Genomic DNA, 15,398 nt, shown 5'->3' on the forward strand with positions numbered 1-15,398 from the left:
CGCCTATGGCCAGCGCCAAGCCAGCTCAGCCCGCGGCGCCTGCGCCGGACGCCGCCGACGCGACGGCCTTGCGCGAGGCGAGGGTCGCGGAGGCGCCGGTCGCGGCGGAGCCCTTCCCCGAGCCATTGTCGCCGCCTACCAAAACAGACACTCCCGCCGCAGCGCCGGCGCTGGGCGCGGTCGCGGCGCCGCCGCTCGACGCCGCGCCCGCGCGGCCGAAAACCGCTTTCGACGACGCGCCGCCTGTCGCCGCCGCCGCTGACGCGGTCGCGCTGGCGGAGGCCGACGACAACGCGCCGGCGGCGCGCGTAAGCCAGCGCGAGGACGAGACGGCCGGCGCGGCGCGCCACGCCAAATGCTTCGTCAAGGTCGACGGGCGGGTTCTGTTCGAGCGCAGCTGCATGCTGCGCCAGCCCAATCGCTCCGTGCTCACGCTCAACGCCGGCGACGACGCCATCGTTCTGAAGCTCGAACATGGACGGACCTGGATGGCGAGCCTCGGCGGCCGCAGCCTCGGCAAGGTCTATCGGACCGGCCAGTGCTGGGGCAGGCGCCGCCAAGTTTACATTTGCGCGAAAGGCGCGTGACGCGCGCGCCGATCGGTCCGTCGTTCGCTTAGAAGCGCGGCGCCGCCTGCCGCAACTTCGGATACAATAGCGGCCCCGCCGAATGTTGCCGGCGGGGCTTTTGCGTATTCTCGAAGGCGTGAATTCAAGTTTTTCGATGGAGGCCAGGTTGAGATTCAAACATCATATCGCAACCGTTTTCACGCTCGCCGCGATATTGTGTTCAGGCGTCGCTCCGGCGGAGGAGGCGCAGGAGCGTCTCGTGAAAGAGGCGATCGCGCTCTTTCGCGCCTATGGGGTCATGCACCCCGACAAGACTCGCGATCCATTACCGCGCTGCTTCTATGCGGCGAGTTGGAGGTGGGACAGCATTCCCGAGGGTTTGTCGCGCAAATATTTCGGGATCAAGGCGCTTGCGGGACTGACCGCGGAACATCCTTCTGGTTTTCATGAAGTCAAGAAAATATTCGATCCGGAAGGTAAGCAACCGGAAGCTTTCTGCACCGAAGAAGAGGATAAGGAGAGATTGAAAGCGTGGCGTGAAGTATTCGAGAACAAAACGAAATTGTTAGATAAGCGTGAGATCGAAGATGATCCTTATTCTCCGCACTTTGCGCGTATAGAGTATACTTTCCCGGTGTTCGACAGCAGATTTCGCAAGGCTGCGTTCATCAAAGTCGTTGAAGAACGGCAATTCAGACGATCACCAGACGGTAAGGCGACGCCCTTGCCCCTCGAATTTATGGTGGTGGCGGTAATTCTTGAAAAGCGCAACGGCGTTTGGCGAGAAGTAGAGTCGGTTGTGACGGGCGTCACATAGGGACTCGTTCGACGCTCCGCTCGACTGTTATTCCCGACGCGCGCGCCAAGCGCGCGAATCGGGAATGCAGAGCAAGCCAGCATTCTTGAATCGATTCTGGATTCCCGATCAGGCCTTCGGCCTGCCGGGAATGACACGGCCCAAGGGGAAGGGTCAGTCGGAATCCATATCAGACTATCGTTTGCGGCGCGCGGGCTTGCGCTCGCGCTCCTTTTTCGCCCGGGGCGGCGGGGCGCGGCGTTCGCCGCCGCTCACCACCTCGAAGCGCAGCGCGCCGGCGATCGGCGCCGCCTCGATGAGCCGCACCTCGATCACATCCGCGAGCCGGTAGCTGACCCCGGAGCGCGAGGTGAGCGCATGCGCCGCCGGGTCATAGGCGTAATATTCGCGGCCCAGCGTCGCCGCTGGCACGAAACCGTCGGCGCCGGTTTCGAGCAGGCGCACGAAGAGCCCCGATTTCGTCACGCCGGAAATGCGCGCTGAGAAGCGCGCGCCGATCTGATCGGCGAGATGATGCGCGATGAGCCGATCGACGGTCTCGCGTTCCGCCGCCATCGCGCGTCGTTCGGCGGCCGAGATGCGCGCGGCGATTTCCGCAAGTTCGCCGGCCGGCATATCGGGTAGGGCGCCTTCGCCGAACTTCAGCGCGCGAATGAGCGCGCGATGCACGATGAGATCCGCATAGCGGCGGATCGGCGAGGTGAAATGCGCGTAGCGGCGCAGATTGAGGCCGAAGTGCCCGTAATTCTCATGCGTATATTCCGCCTGCGCCTGCGTGCGCAGAATGATCTCGTTGACGATATTCTCGTGCTCCATGCCCTTCACGCGATCGAGGATCACATTGAAATGCGAGGGGCGCAGCGTCTGGCCCTTGGCGAGCTTGACGCCGATCGTCGCGAGAAATTCTGAAAGCGCCGAGACCTTTTCGCGCGAGGGTTCGTCATGGGCGCGATAGATCAACTGCTGGCGATGCTGCTCCAAGGTTTCGGCGGCCGCGACATTGGCGAGAATCATGAATTCTTCGATGAGCCGATGCGCTTCGAGCCGCGGCGGAATGACGACGCGATCGAAGGAGCCGTCTTTCTTCAAAAGAATCTTGCGCTCGGGCAGGTCGAGATCGAGCGGCGCGCGCAGATTGCGCGCGTGCTGCAGCGCTTCATGCGCGGCGTAAAGCGGCTTGAGCGTTGAAGCGAGCAGCGGCTTCGTTATTTCATCCGTGCGGCCGTCGATCGCGTCCTGCGCCTGCGCATAAGCGAGCTTGGCGTGCGAACGCATCATCACGCGATGAAAACGATGTTCGATCTTCTTGCCCTTGCTCGTGATGCGCATGCGCACGGCGAGCGCCGGCCGGTCTTCGCCGGGGCGTAAGGAGCACAGGTCGTTGGAGATGCGTTCGGGCAGCATCGGCACGACGCGGTCCGGAAAATAGACCGAATTGCCGCGCTCCAACGCGTCGCGATCGAGAGCCGAGCGCGGCGTCACATAATGCGCGACGTCGGCGATCGCGACCGTGAGGATGAAGCCGCCCTCATTGTCCGGCGCATCGTCGGGCGCGGCGTGCACCGCGTCGTCATGATCCTTCGCGTCCGGCGGATCGATCGTGACGAGCGGCAGATCGCGCCAGTCTTCGCGTCCATGCAGCGACGCGGGCTGCGCGCGTTCGGCCTCGGCCGTCGCCTCGGCGCGAAACACATCCGGGATCTCATGCGCGCGCAGCGCGATCAGGCTCACCGCCTTTTCGCCGGTCACCGACCCCAGCGTTTCGCGCACGCGGGCGCGCGGCGCGCCGAAGCGCGTCTTGCCGACGAGATCGACCGAGATGAGATCGCCGTGCTTGCCCTCGCCGATGTCGGCCGCCGCGACGGCAAGTTCGCGCCCCGCCTGCTTCTTGTCGATCGGCTCGATGCGGCCCGCGCCGTTCGCTTCGATATGCAGCACGCCAAGCACGCGATGGCGCTGGCGCGAGAGAAGTTTGACGACGCGCCCGACATAGGGCGGCTCATTCGCTCCGGCGTCGCGATCGGGCTCGGCGCGAACGAGCGCGCGGTCGCCGACGCCGGGCAGGGGCTCGCCCGGCCGCGCGCGGCGCGGCGCCTGAATGCGAATGCGCGGCGCCGGCCCCAGCTCGTCTTCATCCCACTCGACCGGCGCGGCGATCATCTCGCCGTCGCGGTCGCGGGAGACGATATCGACGAGCGCGACCGGCGGCAGCGCGCCCTTGCGGGTCACGCGGCGGCCGCGCTTTTCGAGAACGCCTTCGTCGGCGAGTTCGGCGAGCATGCGCTTGATGGCGATCCGGTCGTCGCCGGTAAGCCCGAAAGCGCGGGCGATTTCGCGCACGCCGATCTTGCGCGGACCGCCCGCCTCGGTTTCGCGGGCAATGAAGGCGAGGATGTCTTCGCGAGAGGGCGCGCGTTTTTCTTTCGTGTCTTTTTTCGCCAAGGACTCGCTCAAAAGGGCAGAAACAGCGGACATACGCCGCTCAGATCATAGAGAGACCTATCGGGTCGTTCGCGCATATCCCGAGCGATGCGCATCGCGCGCTGCGGGAATGACATCCGTGCATTTCGATCGGACTCGTCGTCAAACATATAGGATGCCGGCGGCGAAGTTGAAACGCCGCTTCAAAATCAGTGAAATTCCAAAACGTCTTGGTCTAATTCGCGGCGGCCTTCTTCGGCTTCGTCGCGGTCTTCTTGGCGGGCGCCTTCTTCGCCGCCGTCTTTTTGACGGCCGCCGTCGCCGTTTCCTGGACCGGCTGGGAATCGTCGAACGGCGTCTCGTCGCTGTCTTCGATTGTCTTCTTTGCTTTCGCCGGCGCTTTCTTGGCCGGAGCCTTCTTCGCTGGCGTCTTTTTGGCCGGCGCTTTTTTCGCCGATGTCTTCGGCGCGCCGCCCTTGGCTTCGATGAGGCGCAGCGCCTCTTCAAGCGTCACGTCGTCGGCCGAGGCGCCCTTGGCCAGAGTCGCGTTGATCTTGCCCCAGTTCACATAGGGGCCGAAGCGGCCGGCGCGCACGGTGATCTTGCCGCCCTCCGGGTGGTCGCCGAGCGCGCGGCCGCCGGACGATCCCCCGCCGCCCGCGGCCTTCTCGGCGAGAAGCTCGATCGCCTGCGCGAGCGTCAGCGACGCCGGATCGACGGCGCGCGGGATCGTGGCGTTGACCTTGCCCCAGTTCACATAAGGTCCGAAGCGGCCGGATTTGACGCTCACCGATCCGCCTTCCGGATGGTCGCCGAGCACGCGCGCCGGCTCCGCCGGTCCACGCGAGAAGCGCGAACCGCCGCCGCCGGACTCCTTCTGCACGATGAGGTCGATGGCGCGGTTTCCGCCGATGCTCAGCACGTCATCGTCACGGCCGATATTGGCGTAGGTCTTTCCGTGCTGCACATAGGGGCCGAAACGCCCGATGCCGGCGACGATGGGCTCGCCGGTCGTCGGATGTTTCGCCACTTCGCGCGGCAGAGCGAGCAGCGCGATGGCCTGTGCGAGCGTCAGATCGTCGGGCCGGATGTTTTTGGGCAGCGAGGCGCGTTTGGGCTTTTCGCCGCCTTCCTCCTGTTCGCCTTCCTGCACATAGGCGCCGAAGCGGCCGTCCCGCAGCGTGACTTCGGCGCCGGTCTCGGGATTGAGGCCCAGGACCTTGACGCCCGGCCGCGCCGCGTCCGCGGCGTCGCCGGTCGGCGGCGACAGGGTCCGCGTGTAGCGGCACTCGGGATAGTTCGAACAGCCGACGAAGGCGCCGAACTTGCCGATCTTCAGCGAGAGCTGGCCGCTGTTGCAGGCGGGGCAGAGCCGCGGATCGCCGCCGTCCTCCTTCGCCGGAAAGACATGCGGGCCGAGCAGCTCATTCAGACTGTCGAGCACCTCGCTGACGCGCAGGTCCTTGGTGCCGTCGACGGCCGCGGAGAAATCGCGCCAGAAGTCCCGTAGCACCTCTTTCCAGTCGATCTCATTGTTCGAGACGAGATCGAGCTTTTCCTCGAGGTCGGCGGTGAAGTCGAACTCGACATAGCGCGAGAAGAAGCTTTCGAGAAAGGCGACGACGAGGCGCCCCTTGTCCTCCGGCATGAGCCGCTTCTTGTCGAGCCGAACGTAGTCGCGGTCGCGCAGCACGGCGAGCGTCGAGGCGTAGGTCGAGGGACGGCCGATGCCGAGCTCCTCCATCCGCTTGACGAGCGTCGCTTCGGTGAAGCGCGGCGGCGGTTCGGTAAAGTGCTGGGTCGCGTCGATTTTTTCGCGCGTGACGGGTTCGCCCTGGGCCATCGCCGGAAGCCGTCCGCCGTCCTCGTCCTGATCGTCGTCGCGGCCTTCCTGATAGAGCTCTAGGAAGCCCGGAAAGCGGACGACCTGACCCGTCGCGCGCAGCTCCAGCGTCCGCGCTCCGACGCGCGCATCGATGTCGACCGTCGTGCGCTCGAGCTCGGCCGACTCCATCTGGCTCGCAATGGTGCGCGTCCAGATCAGCTCGTAGAGTTTCGCCTGTTCGGGCTCGAGATATTTGGCGACGGCCTTCGGGAGACGCGCGGGATCGGTCGGGCGGATCGCCTCATGCGCTTCCTGCGCATTCTTGGCCTTCGTCGTATATTTGCGCGGCGCGCCGGGAACGAAGCGGTCGCCATATTCCTTTCCGATCACCCGGCGCACGCTCGCGACGGCCTCGGGCGCCATGTCGACGCCGTCGGTTCGCATATAGGTAATGAGGCCCGCCGTCTCGCCGCCGATGTCGACGCCCTCGTAGAGCCGCTGGGCGATGCGCATGGTGATCGCCGGCGCGAGCCCCAGCTTGCGGGAGGCCTCCTGCTGCAGCGTGGAGGTCGTGAACGGCGCATAGGGATGGCGCTTGACCGGCTTGGCTTCGACCGAGCGGACGACGAAGGCGGCGGTCTCCAGCGCCTCCTTGAAGTCCTCGGCCTCCTGGCCTGCGCCGATGTCGAGCCGCTGGATCTTCCTGCCGTCGGCGCCGACGAGCCGCGCCGTGAAGGGGTCGCCGGCCTTGGTCTTCAGATGGGCGACGAGCGACCAATATTCGCGCGGGACGAATTTTTCGATCTCGAGCTCGCGGTCGCAGACGAGGCGCAGCGCGACCGACTGCACGCGGCCGGCCGAACGCGCGCCGGGCAGTTTGCGCCACAGCACCGGCGACAGGGTGAAGCCCACGAGATAGTCGAGCGCGCGCCGCGCCAGATAGGCGTCGACCAGCGCCTGATCGATCTGGCGCGGATGCGCCATCGCTTCCTTGATCGCGTCCTTGGTGACCGCGTTGAAGACGACGCGCTCGATCTTCTTGTCCTTAAGCGCGCGTTTTTTATTCAGAATATCGAGCAGATGCCAGGAAATGGCTTCGCCCTCGCGATCCGGGTCGGTCGCGAGGATGACCTTGTCCGCGCCCTTGACCGCGTCGGCGATGGCCGAGACGCGCTTTGCGCCCTTGGCGTCCATCTCCCAGACCATGGAGAAGTCCTGGTCGGGATCGACCGAACCATCCTTAGCGGGGAGGTCGCGCACATGGCCATAACAAGCTAGAACATTGAAATCCTTACCCAAATACTTGTTGATCGTCTGCGCTTTGGCGGCCGACTCGACGATAACGACATTCATTTCGCGACAATTCCAGGGGGGCGCCGGCTCGGCGCGAGCGGCGGAAGATGGTCAAAATGGGCGCCCGCTGTCAAATTGGCCAGCCCCGCGCGTCGAAGCGCCGCCGCGTCGCTCAATGGTCGAAATAACTGGCGAGCGCCGTAAAAAGCGCGAAGCCGCCGATGAAATGCATCGAAGACCAGCGCGTATCTTCCGCCGCCTCATGGGCCTCTCTCATCAGGTCCTCCACCGCCGCGATTTGCAGAACGCCGCCGGTGAACGCCAGCGCCGACAGCTTCAGCGCCTCGCTCTGGCCACGCAGCAGCCAGTAGCCGATCGCCGCGCCCACCAGGCAGAAGCCGAAGAAGGAGGCGGAGAGCGCAACGCGCCAGAGCCGCCTCACGCCCTTGCTTTTCAGATTGGCGATCGCGGCGAAGCCTTCGGGAATATCGGCGAGCACCTGCCCCACGGCCAGGACCAGGGCGAGGCTCAGGGAGACCGCCGAGCCGACGCCGATCATCAGGCCGTCGCCGAAGAGATCGACGCCGACCGCCGCATAGACCATGGAGGCGCCGGCTGCCGCGCCATCCGCTCCGGCCAGCCGGCCCACCACCCATTCCAGCGCCATGTAAAAGCCGCCGCCGACCAGGAGCGCGAGCGCGATCGCCCAGGCCGGCGCGCCGCCGGCGAGGGCCTGGGGCATCAGTTCGACGGCGACCACGGCGGTCACCACCCCGGCGGCGACATGCAGCGCGCGGCTCAACATGCGCGCGGAGGCGTCGACGAATTCAGCGATGACGCCGCCGGCGAAATTGCCGAGCGCCGGCAGCGCGGCGAGCAGAAGAACGAGCGGGAAGTCAGCCATCGCGGCGAGAGCCTATCCGGTCCGCTCGGTTTCTGCGAGGGCCGCTTGCTCGCCTTGGCGCCCTCCTGTATGAGCGAGCGCACGCGGCGCACGCCGCGCGACGGCCTCGTGGCGGAGTGGCTACGCAGAGGACTGCAAATCCTTGTACGGGGGTTCGATTCCCTCCGAGGCCTCGCGCTTTCTCAAGGCGATGAATGGCGGCGTCATCTTGAGGGCGAACGCTTCGCGAGATCGCCAAAGCCATAAGAAAAATGAGCCTCCCGGCCGCGCTGGACGCGCGTTGGGGTCATTTTTCTTCGCAGTTGCGTTATAGTTTGGACCTGACCATCGAAGAGGGTAACGATGCTGAATGCGTTGATTGCGGATACGCAGGCGCGACTGGATCAGGCGCGCCGGGAGTTGAAAACCGCGGTTCTCGATTTCGACGTCTCAGACGACAAGCTCCTGGAAATGCGGGCCGCCGCGCGCCGGGTCTATGACGAGCTCAGCGCGCTGGATCGCAAAAAGCTGAAACGAGGCCTGTTCGGCTTTCTCAAGTTCTGGTGACCGTCAGGCGGCGCGCGGGCTCTTTCGCCCGCCGACGCGCGCTCCATAATTGATTGAGGAGCGCGCGTTCATCGCGCTGCAGAACGAGGTCGCCACATGATCAGTCCTGAAACGCCTCCCGGCGCCGAGGTGATTTGCGTAGACGCGACTGCGGGCCCGTACGGACGGTGCAATGGCCTGATCCGGGGCGACATTTATACGGTCGCGCGAATCGCCCGCGGCATCGATGGCGGCCACGTCGTCATCCTCGCGGAGGTTTCGCCGTGGCGGACCTACGCGCCGCCGTGGGGCGTCGTCGAAGTCGGCTTTGAGCTGCGCCGTTTCCGCTATCTCGACATTCCCGACGAATTGACCAGGCTGCTGCGCGAGACGCAGTTCGAGGGCGTCTGACGGTTTGGCGTCATTGCGCCGGCGGCGCCTCTGGCGGCCGATCGGGGTCGGGGCGAGGCAGCAGCGGGGCGGCCGCGTCCGAGCGGCGAATGAAGGCCTGCGCGTCCAGCCCCAGCGATAATTCGTCCCAACGGCCGGCGATATCGAAGGCGATGCTTGGCGCGGAATCGGCCGTCTTGCCTGCGCTGTCGGTCTCGCGCGCGACGGCTCGGATCGCGACGCTGCGATCCGGGAGGCGCGCCGATCCGTCGAACGCCAGCGAGAACCCCGGTCCGCGCGCGACGCCCTCGGCGATCTCGGCGACGCCATTCTCCATTTTTATCGTCGCGCTCGCCGCGTCGAGGGTCGAGCGTCCTGAGCGGATGTCAAAGGCGCTGGTGAGCGGGCGCGTCTTCAGCCGGCGCAGCGCCTTCTCGAGGTCGACGCCGGAGACCTCGCCGTCGACCAGCGCGACGCTCGCGCGCCCGTTCAGGCTCTGCATGAGAGCCGCCATTCTGTCGCCGACGCCGTCGACCGTGAGAGTCGCGGTCAGCGCGCCGGCCAGCATGGGTTTGCCAAACGCGTCCCAAAGCAGCGGGCCTGCGTCGACCGCCGTCGTTTGCGCGTTGGCGCGCAGCGTGACGCCTTCGGGTCCGGGCGTGGCCGACGCCCGGAACTTGAGCATGCCGCGGTAGGCCTGCGCCTGGGTGATCGCGAATTCCGCGGCGCCGTCGCGCAGCGTGACCGCTATGGCGGCGTCTTCGACTTTGAGCCGGCCGAGACGGGCGTGGCCGACGGAGAGACGCAGATCGATGTCGGCGCCCGAGAGGTCCGGAAATTTGAACGGCTGCCTGCTCCATTTTCCGCTCGCGGCGACAAGCGGCGGCGCATCGACCAGGAACGGCCGCAGCGACAGGAATTCGCTGTGCAGCGCCGCGGTGAGCGTCGGCCGGCCGTCTTCCGTCTGAAAATTGAGATCGCCCTTGAATTCGTTTCCATCGACAAAGAGACGCGCGCCCTTGAAGCGCGCGTCTCCGCGCGTGAGCGTCGCCTGCGCGGCGAATTGCGTGTCGTTGAACGGGCCTGGAAGCGGCGCGGCGACGCCGAACAGCGCGAGCGCGCGGCGCGTGGACGCCGCCGCCGCCGCGACGCGGCCCGAGAAGCGCGCATTGGCGCCAAGCTGACCGATCCCCTGCGCCTCAAACTGAAAGGCCCTGCCGTCGAGCCGCGACGTGACGACGGATTCTTCGCCGCGCAGCAGCGCGCCCGGACGCGCCACCCACAGGAGCGCCTCAAGCCGCTCGCCGTTGAAGTTGAACGCGCCGGTCAAAGCCGCCGCCTCGCCGATGCGGCGCCATTCGAAATTTGCGTTGATCCGTTCCAGCGTGTAGACGCCGCCGCGCCAGGTGATCTGCGCGTCGCCGTCAATGACCGACACGGCCCCGAATCGCACGCTGTCCGCGACGGCGGCTTCGAGCGTCGCCGGCTTGGCGGCCGCGGCGCGCGCCGCGGCGCCCGGAGCGCCCTCAGGCTTCTTGTCGAAATCGATGCGCGCGTGCGGCCGGATCAATTTTACGGCCGCCACCTTCAGCCGTCCCGCGAGCAACGGCAGAACGTCGACCTCGCCGCGCAACTCGCGCGATTCGATCACCACCGCGCCGTTGCGATCCGCGAAGGCGACTCCTTCGACGGCGATGCTCGGACGCGGCAGGAGCGAGAAGCTCGTGCGGCCGCGTGCGGCGACATAAAGCCCTGAAGAACCTTGGAGCTGATCGCCGACCGCATCCATGAGCGCGGCGGGGGAGAACAGCCAGGGCGCGACGACGGCGGCGACCGCCATGAAGGCCGCGACGGCCGTCAGCAGGCGAAGCGCTGCGCCGGCAAAGCGGCGCGCTCCGACAGGTGACGACGGCCTGTCTGTTGCGACGGACGGCTGCACGCCGGTTGCTCCTGGAAGCGAGTCCTTGGAGATCGTTTGTCGTGGCTAAGCAGGGCGATAAAGTGGCGAAAGGCCGAGTCTAGCGGACTTCGACGCGCGCAAGTTCGCCGCGCAGCGCGGCGAGGATTTCGTCGACGTAAAACGGTTTTTCGACCATGGCGTGCTCAAGATGGGCCTCGGGCAGGCCCGAGCGGCCGCAGCCGGTCGTAAAAATGAAAGGGCAGCCGCGTGCGGCCAGCACGTCGGCGACAGGATCGATCTTCTCGTGGCCGACATTGACGTCGAGCAACGCCAGATCGATTCCATCCTGGCGCGACAGCGTGACCGCCTCTTCGACGCTGCGCGCCATCCCCACGATAATTAAGCCGAATTCGGACAGCGTCTCTTCGAGCGCCAGCGCGATATAGGGGTCGTCTTCGACGATCAACACCCGTCGCCCGAGCAAGGGATCGCTTGCCCGATGCGGTTCGTCGCTTGGCAGGGCCGAAGACGAAAGGTCTGTTGAGCCGGAGACCGACATAAATGAATGGTGGGGCGGTTTCCTACGGATGTCTAGCTTTCGGGCGTCTATTGTCGCGAATTTACGCGCAATATGGCGAACGCCGACCAGATGGCGAGCGCGCACCAGCTGACGATCGTCAGCCCGCCGCCGATTGGCGCGGCGAGAGCGAACAGCTTCCCGCCGAGAAAGACGCGCGCGGCAAGATCGCCCGCGAACAGCGTAACCCCGGTCTGCAGCGCCAAGGCGACGCCGGCGAGCCAGTTCGCCTCCGGCCGCGGCGTCGTTTTCAACAGCGCGGCGAGACCGACGCCGACGGCGGCGTGAATCATCAAAAACTGGCTTGCCGTCGCCAGAAGCGGACTGGAGTCGACATGCGCGGCGGCGGCGGCGAGCGAAACGCCGGCCGCCCCTTGAACGGCGGCGATGCCGGAGATGAGAAAGGCGAATCTCACGGGCGACCTCGTTTGCGGCTATGGCCCAACGGCGCTCTCAGCCCTTCGGGAAGGGCGGAGGCGTCCGCGCGACGTTAGAGACGTCAAGCCGAATCGACCAGTCGTCTCCGATTCTCGCGGCGCGCGTTCCGGACAGGCGCGCGTTTAAAATATCCGTTCGAGCACCGTAATCGTATCGCCTGGCCGCACCGGATAATCGAGCGGCACGCGTCCGGTCACCGGGCAGCCGTTGATGATGCGCGTGAGGTCCGCGCCGCCGTCGAAGCCGCGAGGACTGTATCCGCCGGCGATGGCGATCGCGGTGCGCACCGTCATGCTGTCGACAAAGGGATATTGTCCGCCATTGACGACTTCTCCCATGATGAAGAACGGCCGGAACGCTTCGACCTCGACGGCGACATGCGGGTCGCGGATATAGCCGTTGCGCAGCCGCGCGGCGATCATCCGCTCGACGGCCGCGGCGTGGAGGCCCTGAACCTTGACGGCGCCGATCAGCGGCATGGCGATGCGGCCGACTCCGTCGACCGTATAGGTGTTGGACAGCGCGTCCTGTCCGAACACGATCACGCGCAGCCGGTCGCCGGGGCCGAGCGCATAGGCCTCGTAGACTTTCTCGGGATAGAGGAGTTCCGGGCGGTAGTCGCCGGGGACCGCGCACGCCGAAAGCATCGCGCCCAGGAGCGCGGCGACCGCGACGGCAATCTTTCTGGCCATTCCCGACCCGAGGTTTGCTTAAGATTCGATTTCGTCGCGGCGCGACCTCATCGTTTTATTGGGTCATGGTTAACAAACATTCACCTCTCGGCGCCGAACCGGTTAACTTTGCTTAAACCATAAATTTTTAGATCTCTTCGCTGAACGCGGAGTGTGCCATGCGGCGCGGCGATGCAGCGAACGGCGACGACGCAAGCCGTCGCCTCGATCTGAGAGGCGTGGGTCGCCTCCTGCTCAAGAGACGATGGCTGTTGATCGGGCCGACGCTCGCGGCCGGCGTGGGCGCGCTGCTGATCGTCAATATCTTTGCGCCGCGCTATAGCGCCGAAGCCCGTCTGCTGCTGGAAAACCAGCAGCGCTCCGTCATCCGCGCCGGCAAGAGCAGGCGGATCGACCAGGGTGCGCCGGACGCCGAAGCCGCGCAGCGTCAGATCGAGCTGCTCACGTCCCGCGATCTGGCGCGACGAATCGTCGAATCGCTTCGTTTGAGCGGCAACGACGAATTCGATTCGCCCGCCAGAAGCATGGGCGGCTTCGGGCCTGCGTCTGGCGAGGAGCGGATCTTCGAAAGGTTTTCGGAGCGGCTCGCCGTCCGCAGGCGGCCCAACATGCGCGAGCTCTCGATCGAATTCAGTTCGCGCGATCCCGGTCTTGCGGCGCGCGCCGCGAACGCCGTCGCCGAGGGCGCCGTCCAGATGCAGCAGGCGGCGAACCGCGCCAAAGCCCGCACGGCGGCGCAAGCGCTCGCAACGCGCGTCTCGGATCTGAAATCGCGCGTCGCCGACGCCGAGGCGCGCGTCGAAATGCTGCGCGCACGGCAGGTCGATGCTGCAAGCGCCGAGCCGGCGCCGGGACTCGCGCCGGCCGTGGCGCGCGCCAAAGCCGACATGCTCACAGAGATGCTTCGGCAGGGTCGGTTCGACGAAATCGCCGAACGCGCCGACGATGAGTCGATCCGCCGCATCGACGAGCAGCGCTTCGCGCTTCGCGGGCGACTCGCGCGCGAATCGCAAACGCTGCTGTGGAAACATCCGCAGATCAAAGAACTGAACGCGCAGCTCGCCAGCGTGGACGCGCAGTTGCGGACGGCCGTCGCGCAATTGGCGCGCGCGCTCGAAACCCAAGCGCAGGCCGCCGGCGCGGGCGGCGAGAGTCTGCGGCGCGCGCCAGACAGCCGGACGGGCGTCACGGCGGCGCGCGCGGACTTGCCGGAGCTGGAGCGCGCCGCGGGCCTGCTCAGGACGCAGTTGGGAATGGAGACGGCCAGATATCAGGACGCGCTCGCGCGCGCAGGCGAGAAGGCCGCGTTCGCCGACGCTCGGATCGTCCAGCGCGCGCTGGTTCCGCAATTTCCTGCAATGTCCAGGATGCTGGCGATCACGGCCGTCGCGACGTTTGGCGCTTTCGCGCTGGCCGCGGCGGCGATCGTTCTGGGCGAATGGCTTCGCGGCGGGCCGGGATTGCGGCCTGAGCGCGGCAACGCCGAAACGGTCGCCGCCTCGCGCGCCACGGGACGTCGCGCGAAGGCGGTCGGCGGGACGACCGCTCAACGCGGCGCCGCAACGGCGCGACCCAGCTTCGAGACGGCCTGCGCCGGCCGCGTCGAACGCCTGATGCAGAGTTTGGCTGAGGAAAACCGCGTCGCTCAAGGCGATCGAAGCCGATCAAAGCATGAGATCGGCCTGATCGACCGCGCTGAAGCGCGTGGCGGCTGAGGTCGCAGGGCGCCTAATGCGCCGCTCTCGCAATGCCGGACGCGCGCTCCTATATTGCCGCAGGAGAAATTGCGGGAGCGAAGAATGAGCGCGATGGGGGTCGTGATTTGTCTGGCGATCGCCGCCTCGGCCGGCTTGGGCGTTTATTTGCGCATGCGGCAGATGGCGACGGTCGAGGCCAATCGGGATCGGGTGCCGCAGGATTTCGCGGGCGAAGTCACCCTCGACGACCATCGCCGCGCCGCCGAATATACGATCGCGAAAACCGAGTTCTCGATCGTCGAAACGGTTTTCGACGCCGCGATTTCGATCCTGTGGCTGGCGCTCGGCCTCGCGCCGCTTTATGCGGCGATCGCCGCCATCGTCGAACCGGGCCTTGTCCGCAGCGTGCTGTTCGTTCTCGCCTTCGGCCTGATCGGCAGTGTGATCGACATGCCCTTCGCCGCCGCGCGCGCCTTCAGGCTCGAGGAGCGGTTTGGGTTCAATCGCCTGACGCCGCGGAAATTTCTCGTCGATCAAGCCAAGTCCGCGGCGCTGGAGCTCGCCATTTCGACGCCTCTGCTGTTCGGGATGTTCTGGCTTCTGGGCGCCGCGCCCGATACGTGGTGGCTCTTCGCCTATGTCGCCTTCATCGCCATCGCGATTGCGATGACGGTGATCTATCCGACCGTCATCGCGCCGCTCTTCAACACATTCACGCCGCTCGAAGAGGGCGCGATGAAACAGCGGATGGAGGCGCTGCTCGCCAAATGCGGCTTCGAGTCGAAGGGCCTCTATGTGATGGACGCGTCGACGCGCTCCACGCATGGCAACGCCTATTTCAGCGGATTCGGCAAAGCCAAGCGCATCGTCTTCTTCGATACGCTGCTCGACAAACATTCGCCCGACGAGATCGAATCGATTCTCGCGCATGAGCTCGGCCACTTCAAATTCGGCCATGTGCGGCAGATGCTGTTCTTGGCCGCGGCAATCGCCTTCATCGGCTTTGCGGTGTTGGGGTGGGCTTTCGGCTCCGACGTCTTCGCCGGCTGGTTCGGGCTGCCCAACGATCCCGGCGTCGTGCTTGTCGCGCTGCTGCTCGCGCGTGAGCCGATCTCGCATGTGCTGTCGCCCGTGCTGGCGTGGCGCTCGCGTCGGGCGGAGTTCGAGGCCGACGCTTTCGCGCGCGATCTGGTCGGAAAGGAGCCGATGATCTCGGCGCTGACGCGGCTGACGCGCGACAATCTCGCGACGCTGACGCCCGATCCGCTCTACGCCACATTCTACTTCTCGCATCCGCCGGCGCCGCTGCGCGTCGCGCAATTGCGCGCGGCGGGCTAGGGGGCGAGGGCC

12 protein-coding genes, 1 tRNA gene and 1 pseudogene are annotated in these 15,398 nt (G+C 66.1%); 7 read left to right on the forward strand and 7 right to left on the reverse strand.

All coding sequences use genetic code 11. The annotated features are described in order from the left end of the window. Positions 1-587 (forward strand): annotated as a pseudogene (locus tag AB7F41_RS12100) (hypothetical protein); the annotation flags it as partial. Positions 588-669: 82 nt separating this feature from the next. Beyond that, positions 670-1,386, forward strand: a complete 717-nt coding sequence (locus AB7F41_RS12105; protein ID WP_428406592.1) for a hypothetical protein — start codon at positions 670-672, stop codon at positions 1,384-1,386. A gap of 174 nt (positions 1,387-1,560) precedes the next feature. Here AB7F41_RS12105 and rnr read toward each other — a convergent pair whose 3' ends face one another. From rnr to AB7F41_RS12120, 3 genes are all read right to left on the reverse strand, one after another. Continuing rightward, a complete protein-coding gene (gene rnr / locus AB7F41_RS12110; protein WP_428383053.1) occupies positions 1,561-3,861 on the reverse strand; it encodes a ribonuclease R in 2,301 nt (766 codons plus the stop codon). A gap of 181 nt (positions 3,862-4,042) precedes the next feature. Continuing rightward, positions 4,043-6,985 (reverse strand): type I DNA topoisomerase, encoded by a 2,943-nt coding sequence (topA, locus tag AB7F41_RS12115; protein ID WP_428383055.1) that lies wholly within the window; start codon positions 6,983-6,985, stop codon positions 4,043-4,045. 112 nt (positions 6,986-7,097) lie between these two features. After that, on the reverse strand, positions 7,098-7,829 hold the full coding sequence (locus AB7F41_RS12120; RefSeq protein WP_428383057.1) for a ZIP family metal transporter: 732 nt from the start codon (positions 7,827-7,829) through the stop codon (positions 7,098-7,100). Between the two features lie 102 nt (positions 7,830-7,931). Here AB7F41_RS12120 and AB7F41_RS12125 point away from each other — a divergent pair. The 3 genes from AB7F41_RS12125 to AB7F41_RS12135 all read left to right on the forward strand — a co-directional run bounded on the left by AB7F41_RS12125 (position 7,932) and on the right by AB7F41_RS12135 (position 8,765). After that, a tRNA-Cys gene (locus tag AB7F41_RS12125) sits at positions 7,932-8,002 on the forward strand. Between the two features lie 169 nt (positions 8,003-8,171). Beyond that, the gene (locus tag AB7F41_RS12130) at positions 8,172-8,375 is read left to right on the forward strand and encodes a hypothetical protein (protein ID WP_428383059.1); all 204 of its coding nucleotides are present in this window, start codon (positions 8,172-8,174) and stop codon (positions 8,373-8,375) included. A gap of 96 nt (positions 8,376-8,471) precedes the next feature. Beyond that, the gene (locus AB7F41_RS12135; RefSeq protein ID WP_428383061.1) at positions 8,472-8,765 is read left to right on the forward strand and encodes a hypothetical protein; all 294 of its coding nucleotides are present in this window, start codon (positions 8,472-8,474) and stop codon (positions 8,763-8,765) included. A gap of 10 nt (positions 8,766-8,775) precedes the next feature. Here AB7F41_RS12135 and AB7F41_RS12140 read toward each other — a convergent pair whose 3' ends face one another. The 4 genes from AB7F41_RS12140 to AB7F41_RS12155 form a co-directional block, all read right to left on the reverse strand. Next, complete coding sequence (locus AB7F41_RS12140; RefSeq protein ID WP_428383062.1) at positions 8,776-10,683, reverse strand: AsmA family protein; 1,908 nt, start codon at positions 10,681-10,683, stop codon at positions 8,776-8,778. Positions 10,684-10,762: 79 nt separating this feature from the next. After that, complete coding sequence (locus tag AB7F41_RS12145; protein ID WP_428383098.1) at positions 10,763-11,113, reverse strand: response regulator; 351 nt, start codon at positions 11,111-11,113, stop codon at positions 10,763-10,765. Between the two features lie 137 nt (positions 11,114-11,250). Then, positions 11,251-11,637 carry a DUF423 domain-containing protein gene (locus AB7F41_RS12150; RefSeq protein ID WP_428383064.1) on the reverse strand — a complete coding sequence of 129 codons (387 nt, stop codon included), beginning with the start codon at positions 11,635-11,637 and terminating at the stop codon, positions 11,251-11,253. A gap of 144 nt (positions 11,638-11,781) precedes the next feature. Further along, entirely contained in the window at positions 11,782-12,351 is a 570-nt protein-coding gene (locus AB7F41_RS12155) for a polysaccharide biosynthesis/export family protein (protein WP_428383065.1), read from the reverse strand. Between the two features lie 158 nt (positions 12,352-12,509). Here AB7F41_RS12155 and AB7F41_RS12160 point away from each other — a divergent pair, with 158 nt between their 5' ends. Both AB7F41_RS12160 and AB7F41_RS12165 read left to right on the forward strand, forming a co-directional pair. Then, positions 12,510-14,066 carry a Wzz/FepE/Etk N-terminal domain-containing protein gene (locus AB7F41_RS12160; protein ID WP_428383067.1) on the forward strand — a complete coding sequence of 519 codons (1,557 nt, stop codon included), beginning with the start codon at positions 12,510-12,512 and terminating at the stop codon, positions 14,064-14,066. An 84-nt stretch (positions 14,067-14,150) separates the two neighbouring features. Continuing rightward, positions 14,151-15,386, forward strand: coding sequence for a M48 family metallopeptidase (locus tag AB7F41_RS12165; protein WP_428383069.1), 1,236 nt, complete (start codon positions 14,151-14,153; stop codon positions 15,384-15,386). Positions 15,387-15,398: the final 12 nt, after the last annotated feature.

Origin of the sequence: Methylocystis sp. (genome assembly GCF_050251305.1) — a bacterium.
Classification (GTDB): Bacteria; Pseudomonadota; Alphaproteobacteria; order Rhizobiales; family Beijerinckiaceae; genus Methylocystis.

Excerpts from the sequence above, each read along its gene's own strand:
- AB7F41_RS12120 (WP_428383057.1), bottom strand. The coding sequence starts at position 7,829 with ATGGCTGACTTCCCGCTCGTTCTTCTGCTCGCCGCGCTGCCGGCGCTC.
- AB7F41_RS12160 (WP_428383067.1), top strand. The coding sequence starts at position 12,510 with ATGCGGCGCGGCGATGCAGCGAACGGCGACGACGCAAGCCGTCGCCTC.
- AB7F41_RS12155 (WP_428383065.1), bottom strand. The coding sequence starts at position 12,351 with ATGGCCAGAAAGATTGCCGTCGCGGTCGCCGCGCTCCTGGGCGCGATG.
- AB7F41_RS12130 (WP_428383059.1), top strand. The coding sequence starts at position 8,172 with ATGCTGAATGCGTTGATTGCGGATACGCAGGCGCGACTGGATCAGGCG.
- topA (WP_428383055.1), bottom strand. The coding sequence starts at position 6,985 with ATGAATGTCGTTATCGTCGAGTCGGCCGCCAAAGCGCAGACGATCAAC.
- rnr (WP_428383053.1), bottom strand. The coding sequence starts at position 3,861 with ATGTCCGCTGTTTCTGCCCTTTTGAGCGAGTCCTTGGCGAAAAAAGAC.
- AB7F41_RS12165 (WP_428383069.1), top strand. The coding sequence starts at position 14,151 with ATGAGCGCGATGGGGGTCGTGATTTGTCTGGCGATCGCCGCCTCGGCC.
- AB7F41_RS12135 (WP_428383061.1), top strand. The coding sequence starts at position 8,472 with ATGATCAGTCCTGAAACGCCTCCCGGCGCCGAGGTGATTTGCGTAGAC.
- AB7F41_RS12105 (WP_428406592.1), top strand. The coding sequence starts at position 670 with ATGTTGCCGGCGGGGCTTTTGCGTATTCTCGAAGGCGTGAATTCAAGT.